At 29.0% G+C, this 21288-nt stretch carries 23 protein-coding genes; 16 read left to right on the plus strand and 7 right to left on the minus strand.

The window, feature by feature from the left end; genetic code table 11:
- Positions 1 to 46: 46 nt before the first annotated feature.
- The 3 genes from L8W69_RS06585 to folD form a co-directional block, all read right to left on the minus strand.
- Positions 47 to 1213 (minus strand): pyridoxal phosphate-dependent aminotransferase, encoded by a 1167-nt coding sequence (locus tag L8W69_RS06585; protein ID WP_263666733.1) that lies wholly within the window; start codon positions 1211 to 1213, stop codon positions 47 to 49.
- 162 nt (positions 1214 to 1375) lie between these two features.
- Positions 1376 to 2224 (minus strand): signal peptidase I, encoded by an 849-nt coding sequence (gene lepB / locus L8W69_RS06590; RefSeq protein ID WP_220566758.1) that lies wholly within the window; start codon positions 2222 to 2224, stop codon positions 1376 to 1378.
- Positions 2221 to 3069 (minus strand): bifunctional methylenetetrahydrofolate dehydrogenase/methenyltetrahydrofolate cyclohydrolase FolD, encoded by an 849-nt coding sequence (gene folD, locus L8W69_RS06595; protein WP_133319286.1) that lies wholly within the window; start codon positions 3067 to 3069, stop codon positions 2221 to 2223. Before folD ends, lepB begins: the two co-directional genes overlap by 4 nt.
- A gap of 81 nt (positions 3070 to 3150) precedes the next feature.
- Between folD and L8W69_RS06600 the strand changes: the two genes are divergently transcribed.
- Genes L8W69_RS06600 through L8W69_RS06630 form a run of 7 tightly spaced genes read left to right on the plus strand, consistent with a single transcriptional unit; the run spans position 3151 to position 8995 of the window.
- Positions 3151 to 3495: a c-type cytochrome gene (locus tag L8W69_RS06600; RefSeq protein ID WP_263666734.1), complete on the plus strand. Its 345-nt coding sequence runs from the start codon at positions 3151 to 3153 to the stop codon at positions 3493 to 3495.
- The gene (hemL, locus tag L8W69_RS06605; RefSeq protein WP_263666735.1) at positions 3492 to 4769 is read left to right on the plus strand and encodes a glutamate-1-semialdehyde 2,1-aminomutase; all 1278 of its coding nucleotides are present in this window, start codon (positions 3492 to 3494) and stop codon (positions 4767 to 4769) included. Before L8W69_RS06600 ends, hemL begins: the two co-directional genes overlap by 4 nt.
- A complete protein-coding gene (locus L8W69_RS06610) occupies positions 4766 to 5044 on the plus strand; it encodes an AtpZ/AtpI family protein (protein WP_039641170.1) in 279 nt (92 codons plus the stop codon). Before hemL ends, L8W69_RS06610 begins: the two co-directional genes overlap by 4 nt.
- Positions 5028 to 5513, plus strand: a complete 486-nt coding sequence (locus tag L8W69_RS06615) for a hypothetical protein (RefSeq protein WP_263664733.1) — start codon at positions 5028 to 5030, stop codon at positions 5511 to 5513. The genes L8W69_RS06610 and L8W69_RS06615 overlap by 17 nt, the downstream gene beginning before the upstream one ends.
- Complete coding sequence (locus tag L8W69_RS06620; protein WP_133319290.1) at positions 5507 to 6703, plus strand: MFS transporter; 1197 nt, start codon at positions 5507 to 5509, stop codon at positions 6701 to 6703. Before L8W69_RS06615 ends, L8W69_RS06620 begins: the two co-directional genes overlap by 7 nt.
- A complete protein-coding gene (locus L8W69_RS06625) occupies positions 6693 to 8702 on the plus strand; it encodes a flagellar hook-length control protein FliK (protein WP_263666736.1) in 2010 nt (669 codons plus the stop codon). The genes L8W69_RS06620 and L8W69_RS06625 overlap by 11 nt, the downstream gene beginning before the upstream one ends.
- Before the next feature lie 2 nt (positions 8703 to 8704).
- A complete protein-coding gene (locus L8W69_RS06630) occupies positions 8705 to 8995 on the plus strand; it encodes a FlhB-like flagellar biosynthesis protein (protein ID WP_133319292.1) in 291 nt (96 codons plus the stop codon).
- Here the strand turns inward: L8W69_RS06630 and L8W69_RS06635 are convergent.
- Entirely contained in the window at positions 8970 to 9779 is an 810-nt protein-coding gene (locus L8W69_RS06635) for a phosphatidylserine decarboxylase (RefSeq protein WP_263660591.1), read from the minus strand. The two genes, L8W69_RS06630 and L8W69_RS06635, sit on opposite strands and share 26 nt — an antisense overlap.
- Positions 9780 to 10910, minus strand: a complete 1131-nt coding sequence (locus tag L8W69_RS06640; protein ID WP_263666737.1) for a metallophosphoesterase — start codon at positions 10908 to 10910, stop codon at positions 9780 to 9782.
- A 70-nt stretch (positions 10911 to 10980) separates the two neighbouring features.
- On the opposite strand from L8W69_RS06640, the gene abc-f reads away from it, so the two are divergent.
- Genes abc-f through L8W69_RS06675 form a run of 7 tightly spaced genes read left to right on the plus strand, consistent with a single transcriptional unit; the run spans position 10981 to position 17720 of the window.
- Positions 10981 to 12918, plus strand: a complete 1938-nt coding sequence (gene abc-f / locus L8W69_RS06645) for a ribosomal protection-like ABC-F family protein (protein ID WP_263666738.1) — start codon at positions 10981 to 10983, stop codon at positions 12916 to 12918.
- 53 nt (positions 12919 to 12971) lie between these two features.
- Complete coding sequence (locus L8W69_RS06650) at positions 12972 to 14159, plus strand: M48 family metallopeptidase (protein ID WP_263666739.1); 1188 nt, start codon at positions 12972 to 12974, stop codon at positions 14157 to 14159.
- On the plus strand, positions 14159 to 14959 hold the full coding sequence (locus L8W69_RS06655; RefSeq protein WP_263666762.1) for a HemK/PrmC family methyltransferase: 801 nt from the start codon (positions 14159 to 14161) through the stop codon (positions 14957 to 14959). Before L8W69_RS06650 ends, L8W69_RS06655 begins: the two co-directional genes overlap by 1 nt.
- A gap of 30 nt (positions 14960 to 14989) precedes the next feature.
- Entirely contained in the window at positions 14990 to 15457 is a 468-nt protein-coding gene (locus L8W69_RS06660) for a DUF4149 domain-containing protein (RefSeq protein WP_133319299.1), read from the plus strand.
- A 33-nt stretch (positions 15458 to 15490) separates the two neighbouring features.
- The gene (locus L8W69_RS06665) at positions 15491 to 16240 is read left to right on the plus strand and encodes a flagellin (RefSeq protein ID WP_263666740.1); all 750 of its coding nucleotides are present in this window, start codon (positions 15491 to 15493) and stop codon (positions 16238 to 16240) included.
- A gap of 38 nt (positions 16241 to 16278) precedes the next feature.
- Positions 16279 to 17154 carry a tRNA 5-methoxyuridine(34)/uridine 5-oxyacetic acid(34) synthase CmoB gene (gene cmoB / locus L8W69_RS06670; protein WP_220566748.1) on the plus strand — a complete coding sequence of 292 codons (876 nt, stop codon included), beginning with the start codon at positions 16279 to 16281 and terminating at the stop codon, positions 17152 to 17154.
- A 2-nt stretch (positions 17155 to 17156) separates the two neighbouring features.
- A complete protein-coding gene (locus L8W69_RS06675) occupies positions 17157 to 17720 on the plus strand; it encodes a hypothetical protein (protein ID WP_318529608.1) in 564 nt (187 codons plus the stop codon).
- On the opposite strand, the gene L8W69_RS06680 is transcribed toward L8W69_RS06675, so the two are convergent.
- Positions 17700 to 17885, minus strand: a complete 186-nt coding sequence (locus L8W69_RS06680; RefSeq protein ID WP_263660584.1) for a hypothetical protein — start codon at positions 17883 to 17885, stop codon at positions 17700 to 17702. The two genes, L8W69_RS06675 and L8W69_RS06680, sit on opposite strands and share 21 nt — an antisense overlap.
- An 8-nt stretch (positions 17886 to 17893) precedes the next feature.
- Entirely contained in the window at positions 17894 to 18418 is a 525-nt protein-coding gene (locus L8W69_RS06685) for a thermonuclease family protein (protein WP_133319304.1), read from the minus strand.
- A gap of 53 nt (positions 18419 to 18471) precedes the next feature.
- Here L8W69_RS06685 and L8W69_RS06690 point away from each other — a divergent pair, with 53 nt between their 5' ends.
- Both L8W69_RS06690 and L8W69_RS06695 read left to right on the plus strand, forming a co-directional pair.
- Entirely contained in the window at positions 18472 to 19740 is a 1269-nt protein-coding gene (locus tag L8W69_RS06690) for a M20/M25/M40 family metallo-hydrolase (protein ID WP_263666741.1), read from the plus strand.
- Between the two features lie 133 nt (positions 19741 to 19873).
- A complete protein-coding gene (locus L8W69_RS06695) occupies positions 19874 to 21268 on the plus strand; it encodes an anaerobic C4-dicarboxylate transporter (RefSeq protein ID WP_263666742.1) in 1395 nt (464 codons plus the stop codon).
- Positions 21269 to 21288: the final 20 nt, after the last annotated feature.

A 21288-nucleotide genomic window follows, 5' to 3' on the forward strand; every position in this document is an offset into this window, starting at 1 on the left:
TATAAGTTTTTTTGAAAGAAAGCCTGTTTTTAACAGGCTTAAGAAATTAGTAGTTTTTTACAAATTCAACGATTTTTTCACAACCTTCAATAATATCTTTTTCATTAGTTGCATAAGAGAGCCTAAAATACCCTTCCATGCCAAAACCAATACCTGGCACCAAAGCTACTTTTTGCTCTTCTAGCAGTCTTTTACAAAATCTCATAGAATCATTATCAACTTCTTTGCAAGATATAAATAAATAAAAAGCTCCTTGTGGAATTTGTTCTAATTTTAGCCTATCACTTTTGGCTAAAATTTCACAAGCTAATTCTCTACGCTTTAAAAAGGCTTGTCTCATCATTTCAATATCATTATCTGCTTTTCCAAGTAAGGCTGGTAAAGCTGCGTGTTGGATGATTGAACAAATATTTGATGTACTTTGCCCTTGTAGTTTTTTAACAGCATTATTAAACTCGCTCATTTTACTTGCCATGTATCCAAAACGCCACCCTGGCATAGCACCACATTTGCTAAGACCATTAATACTTACAGTTCTATTTAAAGCATCTTCACTAACTTGTGCAAAGGCACAAAATTCTCCATCATAAACTAATTTTTCGTAAATTTCATCACTTAAAACTACTATTTTAGTTCCTTCTAAAACCTTAGCTAAAGCACTTATTTCTTCTTTAGAATATATAGCTCCTGTAGGATTTGATGGAGAATTAAACATCAAAACCTTAGTTTTTGAAGTAATAGCTTGTTTTAATTGTTCTGGGGTGATTTTAAATCCATTTTTTGCTTCACCTTCTATAAACACAGGAGTTGCGCCTGCAAATTTTACCATTTCAGGATAACTCACCCAATAAGGACTTGGAATGATAACCTCATCACCTTCTTCGACTAAACACTCAATCGCCATAAACAAAGAATGTTTAGCACCAACATTGGTAATGATTTCACTTGTTTTATAATCTAAATTATTATCATTTTTAAATTTATATTGTATAGCCTCTATAACTTCTTTTATACCCACAACTGGCGTATAAGCTCCACAACCTTTTTCAATAGCTTCAATTGCTGCTTTTTTAATGATTTCTGGAGTATCAAAATCAGGCTCACCTGCCGAAAAACTAATAACTTTCTCACCATTTGCTTTTAAAGTTTTGGCTATATCAGTCATTACTAAAGTTAAGGATTCTCCTAAATTTTGAGATCTTTGGCTTAGCATTTTCTATCCTTTTATCTTATACTAATTTTAATTTTTGTAATTGTTACAACTTGGAGCTTAAAAAATTCTACGAGTAAAATCAAGATTGTATATTTTTAAAAAATTTTGTGTAGAAACTATACATTTTCTACACAAACTATTTTTATTTGTTTCTTTGGGTAATTATTCTAAAGCTTCTATGTCGCTTTCATTATGATGAATAAAGCGTTCATCTTTTTCTATAGTTTCAACTAAACGCCCTACTCTTTCCCATCTAACTTTTTTATTTTCATCCCATGAAAAATAAATAAACCAAGGTTGTCCAACTATATATTTATAATCTACACTTCCCCAAAATCGACTATCGCTAGAATGATCACGGTTATCGCCCATCATAAAATATTCATTTTCAGGTACTTTATAATAATAAGCATTAAAACCATAAATATTATTAGCACCTAATTCATCAAAAGAAGCAGGCTTCATAGCAAATTGCCCCAAATTTAAATAGCGAAAAAATACACTGTCTATATCCACTCTAGAATCATAATGTATCCCTTTTTCCACAAAAGGCTCTTTTACAAAAAGTCTTCCGCCTATGATTTTTGTTTTATTAGGATAATAATCTTTCATATATTCATCACCCTCAACCATACGCACATATAAGGTTTTATTTGCAAAAACTACTTCATCTCCGCCTTTGGCCACACATCTTTTTACATAGTGGATTTTTGGCTCATGCGGATATCTAAATACCACAATATCCCCTCTTTTAGGACCTTCACCACTTACTAAATGTCCATTTTTATTAAAATCAGGTAAAACAGGAATTTCCACCCAAGGAATATGCGGGGTTGGAATACCATAAGAAAATTTTTTTACAAATAAAAAATCTCCTACTAATAAAGTATTTTTCATAGAACCGCTTGGTATAGTAAAAGCTTGTATAAAGAAAAATATAATCAATAAAACAACTACTAAAGTTCCTGTCCAAGATTGTGTAAATTTATAAATTTTCTTCAAAAATTTCATTTTTTTATCCTATTTTTAGCTGATTTTATAGTATTTTCTAAAAGCATAGCAATAGTCATAGGCCCTACTCCACCTGGTACAGGAGTGATATAACTAGCTTTTTTACTAACATTTTCAAAATCGACATCGCCTACTATTTTTCCATCAACTCTATTAATCCCAACATCAATTACCACCACACCTTCTTTAACCATATCTTCTTTTAAAAGATTTGGACAACCTGCTGCTACGATAACAATATCAGCATTTTTTGTATAAGCTTTTAAATCTTTTGTATAAATGTGACAAATACTCACACTAGCATTAGCATTTAACAAAAGAGTAGCCATAGGACGGCCTACTATATTTGAAGCTCCTATTACAACTACACTAGCTCCTTGTAATTTTATATCATAATGTTCTAAAATTTTCATAACGCCTAAAGGTGTACATGGTAAAAAACCACCTTTTAAATTAAGATTTAAATTTCCGACATTAAAGGGGTGAAAGCCGTCTACATCTTTATTAAAGTTAATACTTTCTAAGATTATATCTTTATTAATATGCGATGGCAATGGAAGTTGAACTAAAATTCCATCTATACTATCATCATGATTTAAAGTATTAATCAAAGCCAAAAGCTCATTTTGAGTTGTATTTACATCAAGTTTATAAACTAAAGACTTAATTTCACATTGCTCGCAAGCTTTTGCTTTAGAACCCACATAAGTAGCACTAGCAGGATCCTCGCCTACTAAAATTACAGCCAAACAAGGCTCTATACTTTGAGCTTTAAGTTCTAATACTTCTTGTTTTAAATTTTCTTTTAACTTATCACTTAGCTTTTTACCATCTAAAAGTGTCATTTCTTTCCTTAAATTTTATAGCTTTCTTTAACTTAAAAAATTGTATCATAACAAAACTTCTTTTTTTGTTAAAGGCAATGAATGAAAATTGTATTATTTTTATTTTTTATAATTTATGGTGCTTGGGCTGAAGATTTTATCTCTCCTAAAGAATACCAAGAGTCCCTTTACAAAAATCCAAGAGGCATAAGTTGTGCTAAATGTCATGGCGATGGAGGTCAACAAATACTAGGTTATTACGCTAAAAATGGAGAAAAAATTCCTTTTATTGTGCCAAGTATTAAAAACACTCCTTATACGCGTTTTAGAAAAATTCTAAATCAACCTCAAGAGGCAAAAAGCATTATGCCAACTTACTCGCTAACAGAAGATGAAATAAAATCACTTTATGATTATATTACTAGCAATAAAAGGAGTAAAAAATGAAAAACAATAAAAAAGCCTTTGAGGAAGCTTGTGAGTATATAGCAGGTGGGGTAGATTCCCCAGTGCGTGCTTTTGCAAGTGTAGGTAGCAATCCTTTATTTATCAAACAAGGCAAAGGTGCTTATATTAGCGATATAGAAGAAAATACTTATATAGATTATGTGCAAAGTTGGGGACCTTTACTTTTTGGACATTGTGATGAGGATATTGAAAAAGCTTGTAAAAAAGCATTAGAGCATGGCTCGAGCTTTGGTGCGCCAACTTTAGCTGAAACTAAATTGGCCAAATTTATCTTAAAAGATTGGCCACATTTGGATAAAATCCGTTTTGTAAGTAGTGGCACTGAAGCTACTATGAGTGCTATTCGTCTTGCAAGAGGATTTAGTAAAAAAGATAAAATCATCAAATTTGAAGGATGTTATCATGGGCATTCTGATTCTTTATTGGTAAGCGCTGGAAGCGGTGCAGCTACTTTTAACACCCCAAGCTCACTAGGAGTTTTAACCGATGTAGCTAAAAATACTCTAGTAGCCGTTTATAATGATATTGATAGTGTTAAAAACTTAATCAATAATGATGATAATATAGCTTGTATCATCATAGAGCCAATTGCAGGAAATATGGGTTTAGTACCTGCTAAAATAGAATTTTTACAAGAGTTAAGAAAACTATGTGATGAGCATCAAATTCTTTTAATTTTTGATGAAGTTATGAGTGGCTTTAGAGCTTCATATCTTGGCTCTTTTGGGATTAATAATATAAAAGCTGATATAGTAACTTTTGGTAAGGTTATAGGCGGAGGTATTCCTGCAGCTGCTTTTGCTGCAAGAGCTGAAATCATGGATTTATTAAGTCCTTTGGGCGGGGTATATCAAGCAGGAACACTAAGTGGCAATCCTCTTGCTATGGCTGCAGGTTATGCGAGCTTAAAAAAAGCAAGAAATTATGAAGGCTTATATGAAAAATTAGAAAAACTAGGCAAAAGACTTACTCAAGGCTTTAAAGAAGCTGCAAATGATTGCAAAATTCCTTTGCAAGTTAATTGCGTTGGTTCTATGTTTGGATTTTTCTTTTGTGAAAACCCTGTTAATAATTATAAAGACGCTTTAAAATCAGATACTAAATTATTTGCCAAATTTCATGCGCAGATGCTAAGCAAAGGTGTATATTTAGCACCATCTCAATTTGAAACAGGTTTTATATGTGAATGTATGGATAAAAAAATCATTGATAAAACTATACAAGCAGCACAAGAAAGTTTTAAAGCATTATGAATAAAAGACAAAAAATCATTCGCAAAGGTATAGAAGCTGCAGATGGATTAAGCCTTGGTATATCCATGGTTGTAGCTGTTTTAATCGGAGTTGGTATAGGCTATTTTTTAAAAAACTTAACCGGCATTGTTTGGCTTTTTTGGGTAGGAGTGTTTATAGGAGTAGCTGCGGCGATTTTAAATGTTTACAAAGCCTATAAAGCACAAGTAAAAAGTTACGAAGAATTTAAAGAAGAAAATCGCTATAAAGATTTAAAAAATGATCCTAAAGCCTAAAATTTTATTAAAACTCTTGCTAGGATTAAATTTACTTTTCTTAGCAGGAGTTTTTTTTTACAAAGAATTAAGCTTTAAAACCTTTATAAGCTTTGAATTTGGCTTTTTAGCTCAAAATTTAATCATTCTAATATCTTTTTTAAATTATAAAAATTTTATTTTTAAAGCAGCTAAAAATTATGATTTTATGCAAAGACCTTTACAAATTTTTGCTAAAAAACAATATTCTTTGCCAAAAATTATAAAATTTATCTATATAGATGACGATTTAAAACCAAAATTTAAAAGTATTTTTAAAAACGCGTTAGCTTTTTTTTCTTTATTTAAAATTTTTGCTTATGTGTTTTTAATAGCAGGATTTTTATTTTTAGAGTTTCAAGGTTTAATGAGTATTTTTGCCTTGTTTTGTGCAATGTTTGTCACACCCATAGCGGTATTAATATATAATTTTTTAATAAGAAAATGTTAAGCTCAAAAAGAACGATTAGATCACTAACAGCATTATTTCTTGGTATGATTTTTGTTTTCATAGGAAGTGCTTTAACAGTAAATTCCATAGCTATTATTTTAAAGCATAATAATGTTAGTAATTTTTATATAGGCGTAATAGGAAGTTGTTATTTTCTTGGTGCTATGGTAAGTACAATTAGTGCCCATAGAATAGTTTCTAAAGTAGGACATATAAGATCATTTGGAATTTTTGCTATTATTTTTGGTATAGCCACCATGCTTCATAGTTTAAATTCTAATCTTTATTTTTGGATGTTTTTAAGATTTTTGCTAGGTTTTTGCTATTATGCGCTTTTAATGGTAATAGAATCATGGCTTAATGAAAAAGCAAAAAACACTATTCGCTCAAGAGTGATAGCCTTTTATGAGGTTGTATTTTACTCATCATCAGGTTTTGGAATTTTACTTATGTCTTTTGACTTTCCAAGTAATACAGTATTTATTTTAAGCGCTAGTTTTATTATGTTTGCCTCCATTCCTTTATTTTTAATCCGCATTAAAGAGCCTATTTTGCCACAAAAAACAAAAATTTCCATTCCTAAGGTTTTTGATATAGTGCCTTTAGCCTTAGTAACAAGTTTTATAGCGGGCATGCTTTTAAATGGCTTTTTTTCCATGGCTTCTTTATTTGTACTTATACAAGGATTTGGCGCAAAAGAAGCTTCTATTTTTATTTTCTCTACTATGGTAGGTGGCTTTATTTCGCAACTTTATATCGGAACTCTTTCTGATAAAATTAGCAGAAAATTTGCCATTATATTGTGTGCTTTTATTGCTTTAAGCGCTATGCTTTGCATACTACTTTTAGAATATAATATTTATCTAAAATACTTTTTTGGATTTTTGCTAGGCATGGGCATGTGTTGTTTATACGCTCTTTCTTTAGCAAGAGCAAATGATATGCTTGATAATCCTAGCAAAAGAGTTGAACTTGGCAGAGCAGTTCTTTTTACCTATTCTTTTGGTGCTTTATTTGCACCTGCAGTTTTGGGAACTTTGATGTATTATTTTCAAGCTTATGGCTTTATGTATTTTTATATAGTTTTATTAAGTATTTTGATACTATTTGCCATCGATAAACCAAAATTTAAAAAACTTACCAAATTTAAAAGAAAACCTGGTAATATGGTAATGCTAGATGATAACTAATATCTCTAATAATCAAAATCAGTTTGCAAAAAATGAAACAAATAAAGAAAATAAAAGTGAAAAATCAGACAAAAAAACCTCACTCAATGAAGCGTTAAAAAATCCTTTATTTTCCAAAAGCGATTCTGAAGTTAAATTACCCAAAGATTATGTTAGCAAAATTGATCAAAAACTACAAGAATTACTTAATAAACTTTTAGATCAAATCAAAACCAATAAAGATCCTGATTTGGCAGTATTAAAAAATCATAAAGTTTTAAATTTCGCACCTAATTTTGCCAATGAAGTAAAAAAACTCCAAGCAGAGCTTTCAAAAAATCCTGAATTTGAAAAACTGCTTAAAATTTTAGAAGATTTAGTTAAACCCGCTAAAGATATCAACAATAAAAATCTTTCATCTTTAGTGAAAAATTCAGGCATATTTTTAGAAGCAAAGCTCAATCATTCTTTAAAAGAACAAAATTTACCACAGAGTTTTTTTAATCTTTTAAGTACTATAAAAGGCGCTACAAGTGAAAATTTAAAACACGATATAAGTAATTTAGATCTTAAAAATCTTGATACTACAAGCACCTTAAAAGAACTTATTCACATCTTACAAAATCACAAAAAAGATAATAAAATTTCTTTAGAAAATACAAACTACAAAACACTTTTTAAGCTATTTGATAAAATAGAAAATTTTAAAAATTATATCAATAAAAACCCAAGTTCTATTAGTCAAGAAAAACTCCAAAATATTGCGGATAATTTTATCAAAAATCTTAATAAAAATTTAGCACTTATCAACAAAGAACTAGCTAAACCAGAAAACATAAAAATTCAAAACACTCATATACTAAAAGAGCTTAGCCAAAATATAAAAGATTTTATAATACTTTTAAAAGATATAAAAAATCACAAAAACAAAACCGAAACAACACAAGAAAATTTAAACAAAACTCCACACACTAAAGACATCAAAGAAGAGTTAAAAGAAGAAATAAAAACTCCACAAAAAAGCACAGAGGATAAAAAAGAAACTCAACAAAAACAAGAAAGCATAGCAAAAGATAAAGAAATTCAAAACACAAAAGAAGAAAAAATACCACAAAGTAAAGATATCAAAGAAAATCCCAAAGAAGAGCCAAAAACACCACAAAAAAATACTGAAGATTTAAGTAAAAATGATAGTAAAAGTCAAAATTTACAAACAAATAATACTAAGTTAGAGGATATATTTAAAAGCACTTCGGGTAAAATTTTACTAGAAGATATTTTCAAACAAAATGTAAGCAAAAATCTTAATTTTAGCCAAAATTTACAAGAAGAGCTTTTAAACAATCTAAACAAAGAACTAGGCTTAATAGGAAGAAAACTCAATGAAGTTTTAAAAGCTTTAGATCCTAAAAATTATGAGGCAAAAAATTCTTTAGATGATATAAAAAATATAGAAAAAAAATTAGAACTTTCTATAAAAGATCTTGGAAAAATCACCCAAAAAGATAGCACAGAAATTTCTTCAGAATTACAAAAAGATATTAAATCCACTCTTTTACAAGTTTCCAATCTAGCCAAAAATTTAGACAATGAAAGCATACTAAATCAAGCAAATCGTCTTATAGCTCAGCTTGAATTTAACCAACTTTTATCTTTAGCCAATAATAGCATTCATACTTTTTTACCTTTCTTTTGGGATGATTTAGAAAAATCTAATGTAGTTTTTAAACGCGGTAAAAAAGATAAATTTTATGCACAAATTAATCTTGAATTTGAAAAATTAGGAAAAATCAATGTATTTTTATCTCTAAGTAATGATAAATACATCGATATAAATATGATGATAGAAAATGCTAATTTTAGAAAAAAACTTTATGAAAGAGCACATGAACTAAAAAAAGCCTTAGTTAAAGTAGGACTTCTAAGCTCTAATTTTTTCATCAGCGATATAATTAAAAGTAAATTTCACAATCAAGAAGAATATAATGACTTTAATATGGGTTTTGACACAAGGGCTTAAAAATGGCTAAAAAAACAAAAAAAGCCGTTGCACTAGGCTATAACAAAGAAGAACAAAATGCACCAAAAATCCTAGCTAATGCCAAAGGTGAAAACGCTGCTAAAATCATCTCTTTAGCCAAAGAAAATGGCATACCCATAAAAGAAGACAAAGACTTAGTAGAAGTGCTTAGCAAACTTGATCTAGGCGATGAAATCCCACCTAATATGTATAAAGCAGTGGCTGAAATTTTTGCCTTTTTATATAAAGTTGCTAATGAAGATGAGACTAAGCAAAGTCCGCAATCTTCTTAGAAAATTCAACTTGCTCATAAGCATTTTTACTAAATTTTAAAAACCCTTTTTGAGCGATTAAAACTATAGTTGAACCTAGCTCAAAATTTCCAAGTCTTTGGCCTTTTTTTACAAAAAGATCTTCATAGGTATGAGTAAAATCAAAATTTGCTGCATTAGTTTGTATGCTAGTATCAAAGCTAAAGTGCATTTTACCGACATTTAGCGCACCCACAAATACCATCCAAAGTATAAATTTTCCTTCCACTAAGCACTTTAAAACTACTCTTTCATTTTTAGTATAAAGGTTTATAATTTTAGCTAACTTTGCCTCACTCACACTAAATAAAGCCCCGCTCATATAAGTAGCACTTAAAATTTGCATATTACAAGGTGCATGATAATGATGATAATCTTTTGGAGATAAATAAATATTTGCATAATCTATGCCATTTTCCAATTCTTCTTTACTAGCTGAGTTTTTTAAAAGCTCTTCTATACTATAACTTGAACCTTTAATGCTAAAGGCTAAATTTTCTTTTAAATCATTTTGAAAGCTACTTCCAAGTTCTAAAATTTTACCATCACTTGGACTTATAAAGCCATCTTCTAATTCTCGCTCATTTAATAAAGTTCTTGTAAATAAAGCATTTAAACTCTCATATTCTTCTAAAGGTTTAAATTCACTCATATTGATATTAAAAGCATTTACATAAGCTTTATTAATATTTTTTTGTATAATTTTTGGAAATTTATATTTTGCTATGATTCCAAACATTTTTGAAGCACTATTGCTAAATCCCACTCATTCTCCTTTTAATCTAATCAAAGCTATCTCACTAGGGGCTAAAAATCTCACAGCAGGTCCCCAAAATCCAGCTCCACTACTTACATAAAGCAAACTATCTTTGCTTAATTTATAAAGCCCATACACAAAGCCTTGCTCTAAATATACTAGCAAAGAAAAAGGAAAAATTTGCCCTGCGTGTGTATGTCCTGATAAAATCAAATCAAACCCACTCACATCATAAGTTTTTACATATTTTGGCTGATGCGTGATTAAAATATTAACTTTTTCTTGATTGATTTGCATTTTGATTTTTTCTATATTGCTTTCTTTAAAACCCAAACGTTTAGCAGCCAAATCCAAAGTCCCACTTAAAGTAAAATCCCCAAAATCAATACTTTCATCTTCTAGAACTTTGAAATTCTTAAGCGTTTTAAGCTTTTTGCTTATCGCATTTATATCATTATAATATTCATGATTTCCATAAACAAAATAAGTACCATATTTTGATTTAAAATTTTCTAATAGATTAATATAAGACATACTAGCTATATCTGCATCAATTAAATCCCCAGCTATGATGATTATATCAGCATTTAAAGCATTAACTTCATCGATTAAGGTTTTTAAAAAATCTTCACCTAAATTTTTACCCAAATGCACATCAGAAAGTAAAACTATATTTAAATCTTCTTTTAAATTTTTAATTTTAATATCTACTTCATTAACCCTAGGTGTACTAATAGCATTTACAAAACCTTTAAACACCATACTAACGCTAAGTATAATAAGCCAAGAATCAAAAATTAATTTTAAAAACTTTCTTCTTTGGACACTGAAAATTTGCTCTTTTTTATTTTCGTTAAAGAAAATCCATGAGCCAATTTCAAAAACCACTCCAAAAAGCAAGAAAAAACAGGTAATAGTAGGAAAAATCGCTAAAATATAATAAAGCTTTTCATGCAAAAAATCCCCGCGCATATTTACAAAAAAGATTAATTCACATACAAAAACTATTAAAACAAAAGCTAATACAAACTTCTTATAAGGTTTTAAAAAATCAACCCTACTTAAAAATCTTTTATAAATATACCAATTTGCCAAAGCAAAAAATAAAACTAATAAAGTAAAAAAAACAAACACTCTCATAGTGTAATTTTATTTAAGCAAAATTAATACTTTTTAAAGTAAAATCGTAAAAAACATTTGGGAAAGAAATTTGGCTTTAATAGATTTAATCGATGCAAATAAGAAATTTAATACAAAAATAGTTTTAGAAAATGCAAATTTTAGTGCAAATTTAGGAGAAAAAATCGCCATTATAGGCAAAAATGGCGAAGGAAAATCAAGCTTTTTAAAAGCCCTTATGGGAACTTTAAAACTAGATAGCGGTAGAGTAATTAAACAAAATAACACTAGTATAGGTATGCTAAGCCAACAAGTAAGCTTTGAAAGCACCTTAAGCGTAAGCGAAGTCATCAAAAAAGAACTTGAAGAAATTTATCAAGCCTTGAAGGAATTTGAAAGCTATAATGAAAAACTAGCTTTTGATCCTGAAAATAAAGAATATTTAAAAAAAATAGATGAATTAAGTTTATTTATAGATTCAAAAGACGCATGGAATTTAGACCAAAAAATACAAAGAATATTAGAAGAATTTAAACTATTAGAATACAAAGACAGAACACTTTGCTCTTTAAGTGGGGGCGAAATAAGACGCGTAGGGCTTTGCACACTTTTGCTAAAAAATCCTGATATATTATTGCTTGATGAACCAACTAATCATCTAGATGTATATATGAGTAACTTTTTAGAAGAAAGGTTAAAAACCTCTAAAATGTGTGTTATTTTCATCTCTCATGATAGGTATTTTATCGATGCTATAGCGCAAAAATGCGTAGAAATAGAAGCGGGAAAATTAAGCATTTTTGAGGGTGGATATACGCAATATCTAGAAAAAAAAGCAGCTATTTTAGCTTCCTTAGCTAAAAGCCATGAAACCTTGCTTAAGCAATTAAAAAGTGAGGAAGAATGGCTAAGAAGAGGAGTCAAAGCTAGGCTTAAACGCAACGAAGGACGCAAAGAACGCATTTTTAAAATGCGTGAAGAAGCTAAGAAAAACCCAGGAGCTATCAAACGCTTACAACTTGAAATCAAAAGAGCAAATAAAAATTTTAACCAAACTCAAAGCCAAAACCGCAAAAAAATGCTTTTTGAACTTAAAAATATCTCAAAGTCTATTGCCAACAAGACACTTTTTAAAGACTTTAATGCACGAATTTTACAAGGTGAACGCATAGCCATAGTAGGTAAAAATGGCTGTGGGAAATCTACTTTCTTAAAGATTTTACTTGATCAAATTCCGCTTGATAGCGGAGAGATTAAAAGAGGTGAAGTTAAAATAGGCTATTTTGATCAAAGCAGGAGCTTATTAAATACTGATAAAAAACTTTTAGAAATTTTTTGCCCAAATGGTGGCGATCACATTCAAGTGCGTGGTAAAAATATGCATGTTTATGGGTATTTAAAACAATTTTTATTTCCAAAAGAATTTTTAGAACAAAGTGTGAGTGTGTTAAGTGGGGGCGAGAAAAACAGAGTTGCTCTAGCCTTGCTTTTTACCAAAAAATATGATGTATTAATCTTAGATGAACCAACAAATGATTTAGACATAGCTACGATTAATATCTTAGAAGAATACTTACTTTCTTTTGAAGGTGCGATTTTGCTTGTCTCACATGATAGATATTTTGTTGATAAAATAGCAACTAAACTTTATGCTTTTGAAGATAATGCAAATATTAATATAGAAGTTCTTTCTTATAGTGAATATTTAGAAAATGAAAAAGAATACAAAGACTTTGAAGAATTTTCTAAAAGCTTAGAAACAAACACCACCGCAAGCGTAAAAACAAAAGAAAAATCGAGTAAAAAACTAAGCTATAAAGAAAATGAAATTTTAAACTCATATCCTGATAAAATTCATAAATTAGAAGAAGAAATAAAAGAAATAAAAAATGCTCTAAGTAATCCTACAATCTATCAAGAGCTAGGTATAAACACCCTTTATGAAAAGCTAAATTCCTTAGAAAATGAACTTAGTATTTTAGAAGAGGCTTATTTTGAGGTTTTGGAAAAAAGTGAAAATACTAATTAACTTTATATATTTTAAATAAGATAAAATTACTCAAATTTATTTAAGGAAAAACTATGACTTTGATAACTATTTTATGTATTTATGCAGCTTTTTTGATTTTTATATCTTATGTGCAAATTTCTTTTTTAAAAAAAGAAAGAGAAAAACAAGCAATTATTTTAAATGAACAAGATTATAAAAATGCTGCAAATATCGCTATAGAAAATGAAAAATACAAAATCTTTTCTAATCTTTATAATCTGATGATTAACATTTCTTGGATTAGCTTTGGCTTTTTGTATTTAAAAGAAATTTTTATAAAAGAAAATTCTACCTTAGAAAATACTTTATTTTTGCTTGCATTTTTATTGATTATTAGTATTTTAAATTTACCACTTAGTTATTATGAAAGCTTTATAAAAGATAAAAAACACGGCTTTTCAAATATGACTTTAGCGCTTTTTGTTAAAGACAGCATTAAATCTTTAGCTCTAATGCTTGTTTTTGGCTTTTTAATCATCTATGTCTTAGTATTTTGCTTTGAATTTTTTAACACATACTGGTGGGTAGTGGCTTTTGCTCTAAGTTTTATAATTATACTTATTATAAATCTCATCTACCCTACACTTATTGCACCTATGTTTAACAAAATGAAAAAACTTGAAGATGAAAATTTATTAGAAAAAATCACTAATTTAATGCAAAAATGTGGCTTTAGTGCAAATGGTGTTTATGTTATCGATGCAAGCAAAAGAGATAAAAGATTAAATGCTTATTTTGGTGGCTTATTTAAAAGCAAAAGAGTAGTGCTTTTTGATACACTTTTAAATGCTTTAAAAGAAAAAGAACTCATTGCTGTTTTGGGTCATGAGCTAGGACATTTTGCGCATAAAGATTTGCTAAAAATGTTATTTGCTAGTGCTTTGATGCTTTTTGCTTTATTTTTCATCTTTGCACATTTACCAAGCTTTTTTTATATTGAAAGTCATTTAGATGGAGTGAATGCTGGAGTTTTTGCACTTTTATTGATTTTTGGAAATATTTTTACTTTTATTGTTTCTCCACTGCTTAATAAAATGAGTCAAAAAAATGAATTTAATGCTGACTTACACGGAGCAAAACTAAGCTCTAAAGAAGATATGAAAAATGCTCTCATAGCTTTAGCAAAAGAAAACAAAGCCTTTGTTAAAACAAGTAAAATTTATACTTTCTTTCATCTAAGTCATCCTTGTATTTATGATAGAATCAAAGCTTTGCAATGATTTCAATCAAACAAGCTTTAAAGCAAGCTTACGCAAAAGATCCTACTCACAAAGAATATATACTTTTTATTCTTTGTGAGCTTTTGCAAAAAGATAAAGCTTGGATTTTTTTAAATCCTGAATTTCAAATTGATGAAAAAGTTTTTTTAGAATATATAGATAGATTTTTAAATGGTGAGCCTTTTGAGTATTTATTTCAAAAAACACAATTTTATGGTTTTGATTTTTTTACTAAAAAAGGGGTTTTGATACCGCGTTTTGATAGTGAAATATTACTTGAAAGATGTTTAGAAATTTTAGATCATAACTCTTTTAAAAATATACTTGAAATTGGCTTTGGAAGTGGAATTTTAAGTATTTGCTTAGCAAAGTTAAAACAAATTTTTATACAAGCTTGTGATATCAATCCAAAAGCATTAGAGCTTGCTAAAAAAAATGCAGATTTTCATAATGTTTCAAATTTAATCAATTTTCAACTTTGTGATTTTAAAAATATACAAGGAAATTTTGACTTTATTTTTTCTAATCCTCCTTACATAAAAAATGACTATCCTTTAGATAAATGGGTTCAAAACGAACCACACAATGCTTTATTTGGTGGAGATAAAGGTTGGGAAATTTTACATGAAATTATTCTTTTTGCCAAAAATCACAACACAAAAGTCTTAGTATGTGAGTTTGGCTATGATCAAAAAACAATTTTAAATAAAATTTTAAAAGAAAATGATTTCAAGGCTACTTTTTATCAAGATTATAATGGATTTGATAGAGCCTTTGTTGCATGGAATTTAAAAAATTAGACTATAATTATCTTTATTATAGGAGAAAATATGAAATCAATATATTTATTTTTACTAGCAAGCTTAATTGGGATTGAAATTAGCATAGGTGTGTTTTTAGCTCCGACTATATTTTATCCTGCTAAATTCATAGGTGAAGGGGTTTTAACTCATTTTCAAAGTGGGCTTTTAATGACACACATTTTTGTTCAATTTGGCTATGTTTTGTTAGGTGTGAGTGTTTTGTCTATTTTAATAGAAATTTTTTCATTTAAAGACAAAAATTTAACTTTTAAAATAAATTTTTCAAAATTTATGCTTTCTTTGATCATTTTGGCACTAAGTTTGCTTTTTGTATTTTACTTCACTGCTTATGTTTTAGAAGCACAAAGTTTAGGAGAAGAAGCAACTAAAACTCAAGAATTTATAAAAATTCATGGTGCAAGTGAAGTTGTGATGAAAATTATCATGTTATCACAAGTAATTTTGTTTTTCTTAAATTTTAAAACAAAAAAATGATATAATAAAATAAGTCTTTAAAAGGAGTCAAAGATGAAAATAGGCGATATAGGAACAACTCAACAAAATCACTACTTAAATCAAGCTCAAAAAAGCCAAGAAAAAGCTTTAGAAAACATAGCCACAATCCGTGCTATAGATGGGAGCGATGGAGCAAATTTAGCCATAGCTGATTCTTTAAGAAGTCAATATAGCACTATAGATCAAGGTATTTTAAATGCCTATGATTCCATAGGAGTTTTACAAATTGCTGATTCAACTTTAAATAACATTTCAGCTACTGCAGATAAACTTAATGAACTTTCAGTGCGCTCAAACAATGCCGCTTTAAATGACAGACAAAAAAGTATGCTAAATTCTGAAGCAAACAAACTTGTAACTTCAATCAATGATGCTTTTTCTAATGCGACTTTTAATGGAAAAAATGTATTTCAGAGTATGGATTTTGTTGTTGGTACTGGGGTTGAAAGTATTAATTTAAATCAACCAAGCACAGCAAATTTAAGCCTTGAAAATCAAGACGGAATTCGTGATTTTCAAGATCAAGTAGGTTCTTTACGCGCAGATATTGGTGCTGGAATTAACGCTATCCATTCTAATATCAACTCATCTTTGCAAACTAGTATTAACACTAAAGAAGCTGAAAGCAAATTACAAAATAATGACTTAGCTCAAAATATCAATGATTTTAATGCAAATTACCTAAAAGAAAATGCATTTTTATTTGCAAATGCTCATTCAAATGTAATGTTACAAACTAAACTAGCAAGCCTACTTCAATAATAAAAACTCCCAAATAAGGGAGTTTTTCAAGGAAAAATATGCAAAATAATGCTTTATTTAAGCAAGTTTTAAAACATCCTTTATATGAAAAAATCCAAAAACTTAGTGAAAAAATTCAAAATTCAAATTACCTTATAAATGAAAGTTTTGATATTTTTTGTGATAAAAGTTTAGATGATGAGATCAAGAATATCACTTTAGAATTAAAACCTTGGCGTAAAGGACCTTTTAAAATTAATGATTTATTTATAGATACAGAATGGCAAAGTTTTATCAAATTTAATATTTTAAAGCCTTATATGCAAGAAATAAATGGCAAAATAGTAGCAGATATTGGCTGCAATAATGGTTATTATATGTTTAAAATGCTTGAATTTAATCCTTCAAAGCTCATAGGTTTTGATCCTTCTATTAAGTATTATTTGCAATTTTTACTTTTAAACTCCATTGCAAAAACTCCTATACAATATGAGCTTTTAGGCGTAGCTGATGTACCAAATTATGGCATAAAATTTGATGTGATTTTTTGTCTTGGAGTGATTTATCATCGTAGTGATCCTATAGCCATGCTAAAACAACTCAAACAATCTTTAAATAAAGACGGCATAGTCTTTTTAGACACTATGTATATAGAAGATGAAAGAGAAATAGCACTTATTCCTCAAAAAACTTACTCAAAAATACCAAATATTTTTTTCATTCCGTCGATATTAGGTTTAAGAAATTGGTGTTATAGAGCTGGATTTAGTGAATTTGAAGTTATAACAACTAAACAAACCGATCTTTTAGAACAAAGAAAAACACAATGGATTGATTCTTATTCTTTAGATCAATTTTTAGATAAAAATGATTCAAATTTAACTTGCGAAGGCTATGAAGCACCAAAAAGAGTTTATGTTAAATTAAAGGTGTAAAAATGGCAAGAACAGTAAGTGCTGTTACCATAGAAGAATTAATAGATCCAGAAGAGTTAAATCGTATCAAATCAGAACTTATCACTTGTCCAGGGATAAACAATACTTTAGCAGGAAGTATTTCTCATATAGAAAAAAATTTCGCCAAAGGTATTTTAATCACAACCCATGATATGGCAGTAGATGAACTAGGATTAGTGCATAGTGGCTTTATATTTAATGCAGCAAATTACATAGCACAAGCTGCAATTAATAAAGAATTTAGCGTCTTAATAGGCTCAAGAAGCTTTTTCTATGCTCCTTTAAAAGTGGGAGATATTTTAAATCTTGAAGCAAGTGCTTTATTTAGCGATGACTCAAGAAAAAGAGAGGTTAAAGTAGCTGGTTTTGTAAATGAGATTAAAATTTTTGACGCATCTTTTCAAGTTATTACTACAGATGATCATATATTTAAACTTAAACAAAATCAAGCCGCTACAAATAATAATCAAAATCAGCAAGAAACAACTAAACAAGAATCAATGCAAGAAGAACTTAATGCAGTCTTAAAAGGAATCGGGGGTTAAAGGTAAATCCACCCAATTCTTTGGACATTCTTTATGATAAGTCCCACTTGCATCATAATATTCCTTACAATCATCGTAAAATCGATTTGAGATCCCTCTTTCATTGACAAAACAACCGCTAAAAAATAATGCTAAAAATCCAAACAATAATATTTTTTTAAACATCTTATATCCTATTTTAATCTTATTTGTTTACGCCATTTATAAGGCTCTATAGGATTTTCACTTTCCCATAATCCTTTTTTATTTATCTTGGCATAATTTTGCTCATTTATATACAAATCACTATAATGCTCATATGCCCAAGCAAAACCATTTTTAACCATAACTTGATTAATATCTTTATCATTTAAATATACAATGGCTAAAATTCTACCATATTTATCCTCATCTTTTACATTCAAAACTACTTCTTTATTTAATACAATAGCTTTTAGAAATTGCGTAGCCATCTTTCCATAAGCTTGATCACTCTCAGGTGCATCTATACCAAAAAGTCTGATTTTAAGTTTTTCATTTTCGAATTTAGCCTCAATAGTATCTCCATCTACTACACGACTTACTTTAGCATTGATATATGAACCACTATCATAGTTTAAAACATAAGCAAAAGCAACTAAAAAAAGTGCGATTAAAAATTTCTTCGGATCTTTTAATAAGTTTATAAATAATTTAATTTGTTTCCTAGAAAATTTCATTTAAACCTCATCTATATAAAAATATGCCATAATTACAATAAAAAGGAGAATTTATGCAAGAAATTATACAAAATTTTAAACAAATTACTCAAATACCTCATTGTAGTTTCAAAACCGAAGAATTGAAAAATTTTCTCATTGATTTTGCTAAAAGTCAAAATTGCCAAGTAAGCGTTGATGAAGCAGGTAATATCCACGCACACAAAGGAAATCCTAAAATTTGTTTACAAAGTCATTATGATATGGTTTGCATGGGAGAAGCTCCAAATATACAAATATATGAAGAAAACGGATATTTAAAGGCTAAAAATTCAAGCTTAGGTGCAGATAATGGCATAGGAGTATCACTAATGATGCAAGCTTTAAAAGATTTTGAAAATATAGAATGTCTTTTTACTAATGATGAAGAAGTTGGACTTTGTGGAGCAAACAATCTCACCCATACTTTGATCTCAAGCAAGCTTTTAAATTTAGACCACGAAAGCGATGATGAAGTTGTTATAGGTTGTGCTGGTGGGGTAGATATTTTTGCTAGTTTAAACTTAGAAATAGATGAAAAAGAAGAAGATTGTTATGAGATAGAAGCAATTGATTTTAAAGGTGGGCACTCGGGAATTGATATTGTTAAAAACATTAAATCTTCTATTAAAGAAGTGAGCTATTTTATCACTCAAAATCAAGGGGAACTTTGCGAATTTAAAGCGGGTGAAAGAATAAATTCTATACCAAAACATGCTAAAGTTATAGCATTTTTTAAAAATCCTCCAAAAGAAAATGATCATTTTAAAGTAAATTATATAGGTAAAATCAAAAGAACATATTATAAAAATTCTCAAGTTATTTTAAATCTCATTAATGCTTTTGCACAAGGAGTTAGAACTTTTAATCATCAATTAAATTTAGTTCAAACAAGTATCAATCTTTCATTGGCTTATGAAAAAGATAGCAAATTTCATTTTGAGCTTTTTGCAAGATCTAATGATTTACAAGAACTTAAAAACATAGAATTTGAAACCTTAACTTATTTTAAGATGCAAAACTGCGAAGTTTCAAGTGCAAATTTTTATCCACCGTGGACTAATAAAGATACTAAATTTGGAGAAGAAATTCTAAGTTATTTTAAAAAAGAAAACCCAAACGCCAAGCTTTACACTATACATGCTGGTTTAGAATGTGGCATTATAAGTGAAAAACAACCTTTAGAATGTTGCTCAATAGGACCAAATATCCATAGCCCTCACTCAACAGATGAAAAATGTGAAATAGCTTCTATTGAAAAAATCAGTAAAATTCTTTATATAATCTTAAAATATTATCAATAAATATAAAATAACCAATATTTTGATAAATAAATTCAAAATATTGGTAAATATTTATTTAAATAATAAAAAATTTTATTTACTATTAATAAAACTTGGATTATACTCTCACATATTTCAAAAATAAGGAGAGAGTATGGAAATACTAACTAGCCTTAGCGAAGGTGTTCAATTTAGTATTCAACTAATTGTTGTTCTTATTTGTCTTTTTTATGGGGCAAAAAAAGGCGGTATCACTCTAGGCTTATTAGGCGGTATAGGTTTATTAGTTTTAAGTTTTGGTTTTGCTGTAGCACCTGGAAAACCTTCTATTGATGTTATGCTTACCATTTTAGCTGTTGTTGTTGCTAGTGCAACTTTGCAAGCTAGTGGTGGTTTGGATGTAATGTTGCAAATTGCAGAAAAAGTTCTAAGAAAAAATCCTAAATTCTTAACTATTTTAGCGCCATTTGTAACTTGCATTCTTACCATGCTTTGTGGAACTGGGCATGTTGTCTATACTATGATGCCTATTATTTATGACATTGCTATTAAAAATGGTATTCGCCCAGAAAGACCAATGGCTGCTTCTAGTATTTCTTCACAACTTGGTATTATCGCAAGTCCCGTTTCAGTTGCAGTTGTAAGCTTAACAGCGCTACTTTTAAATCCAGAAATTAATAAACACCCTTTAGCAGGTTTTGATGGTTATGTGGATTTACTTGCTATTACTATACCTTCTACTTTGGTAGGTGTTTTAGCTATAGGAATTTTTTCTTGGTTTAGAGGAAAAGATCTTGATAAAGATGAGGATTTTCAAGCTAAGATTAAAAATCCAGAACAAAGAGAATATATCTATGGCGATAGTAAAACTCTTCTTGGACAAAAACTTCCAACTATCCAATGGGTAGCTATGTGGATTTTCCTAGGTGCTATTGCTATAGTAGCTATACTTGGAGCTTTTCCAGAACTTAGACCGCAATTTACCTCAAAAGGCGTTACCAAACCTATGAATATGGTAGCAACTATTCAAATGTTTATGCTTTTAGCAGGTGCAGCGCTAATCATTTTTACCAAACTTGATGCAAGCAAAATTGCAAAAAATGAAATTTTTAAATCCGGTATGATAGCCTTAGTAGCTGTTTTTGGAATTTCTTGGATGGCAGATACAATGTTTGCAGTGCATACTCCTATGATGAAAGAATCTTTAGGTAATATCGTTATAGAACATCCTTGGACTTATGCTATTATGCTTTTACTTATTTCTAAATTTGTTAATTCTCAAGCAGCAGCAATTGCAGCTTTTGTGCCACTTGCACTAGGAATTGGTGTTGAACCAGGTATTATCATTGCTTTTGCAGCAGCTTGCTATGGATACTACATTTTACCAACTTATCCAAGCGATCTTGCAACTATACAATTTGATAGATCAGGTACTACAAAAATAGGTAAATTTGTTATCAATCATAGCTTTATCTTACCAGGATTAATTGGTGTGATTGTTTCTTGTATAGTAGGTTATTTTTTAGCTTTAGGTGCAGGATATTTATAAAAATTAAAAGGGCTTTAAAA

Source organism: Campylobacter sp. CNRCH_2016_3089, assembly GCF_025772505.1.
Lineage (GTDB): Bacteria > Campylobacterota > Campylobacteria > Campylobacterales > Campylobacteraceae > Campylobacter_D > Campylobacter_D lari_D.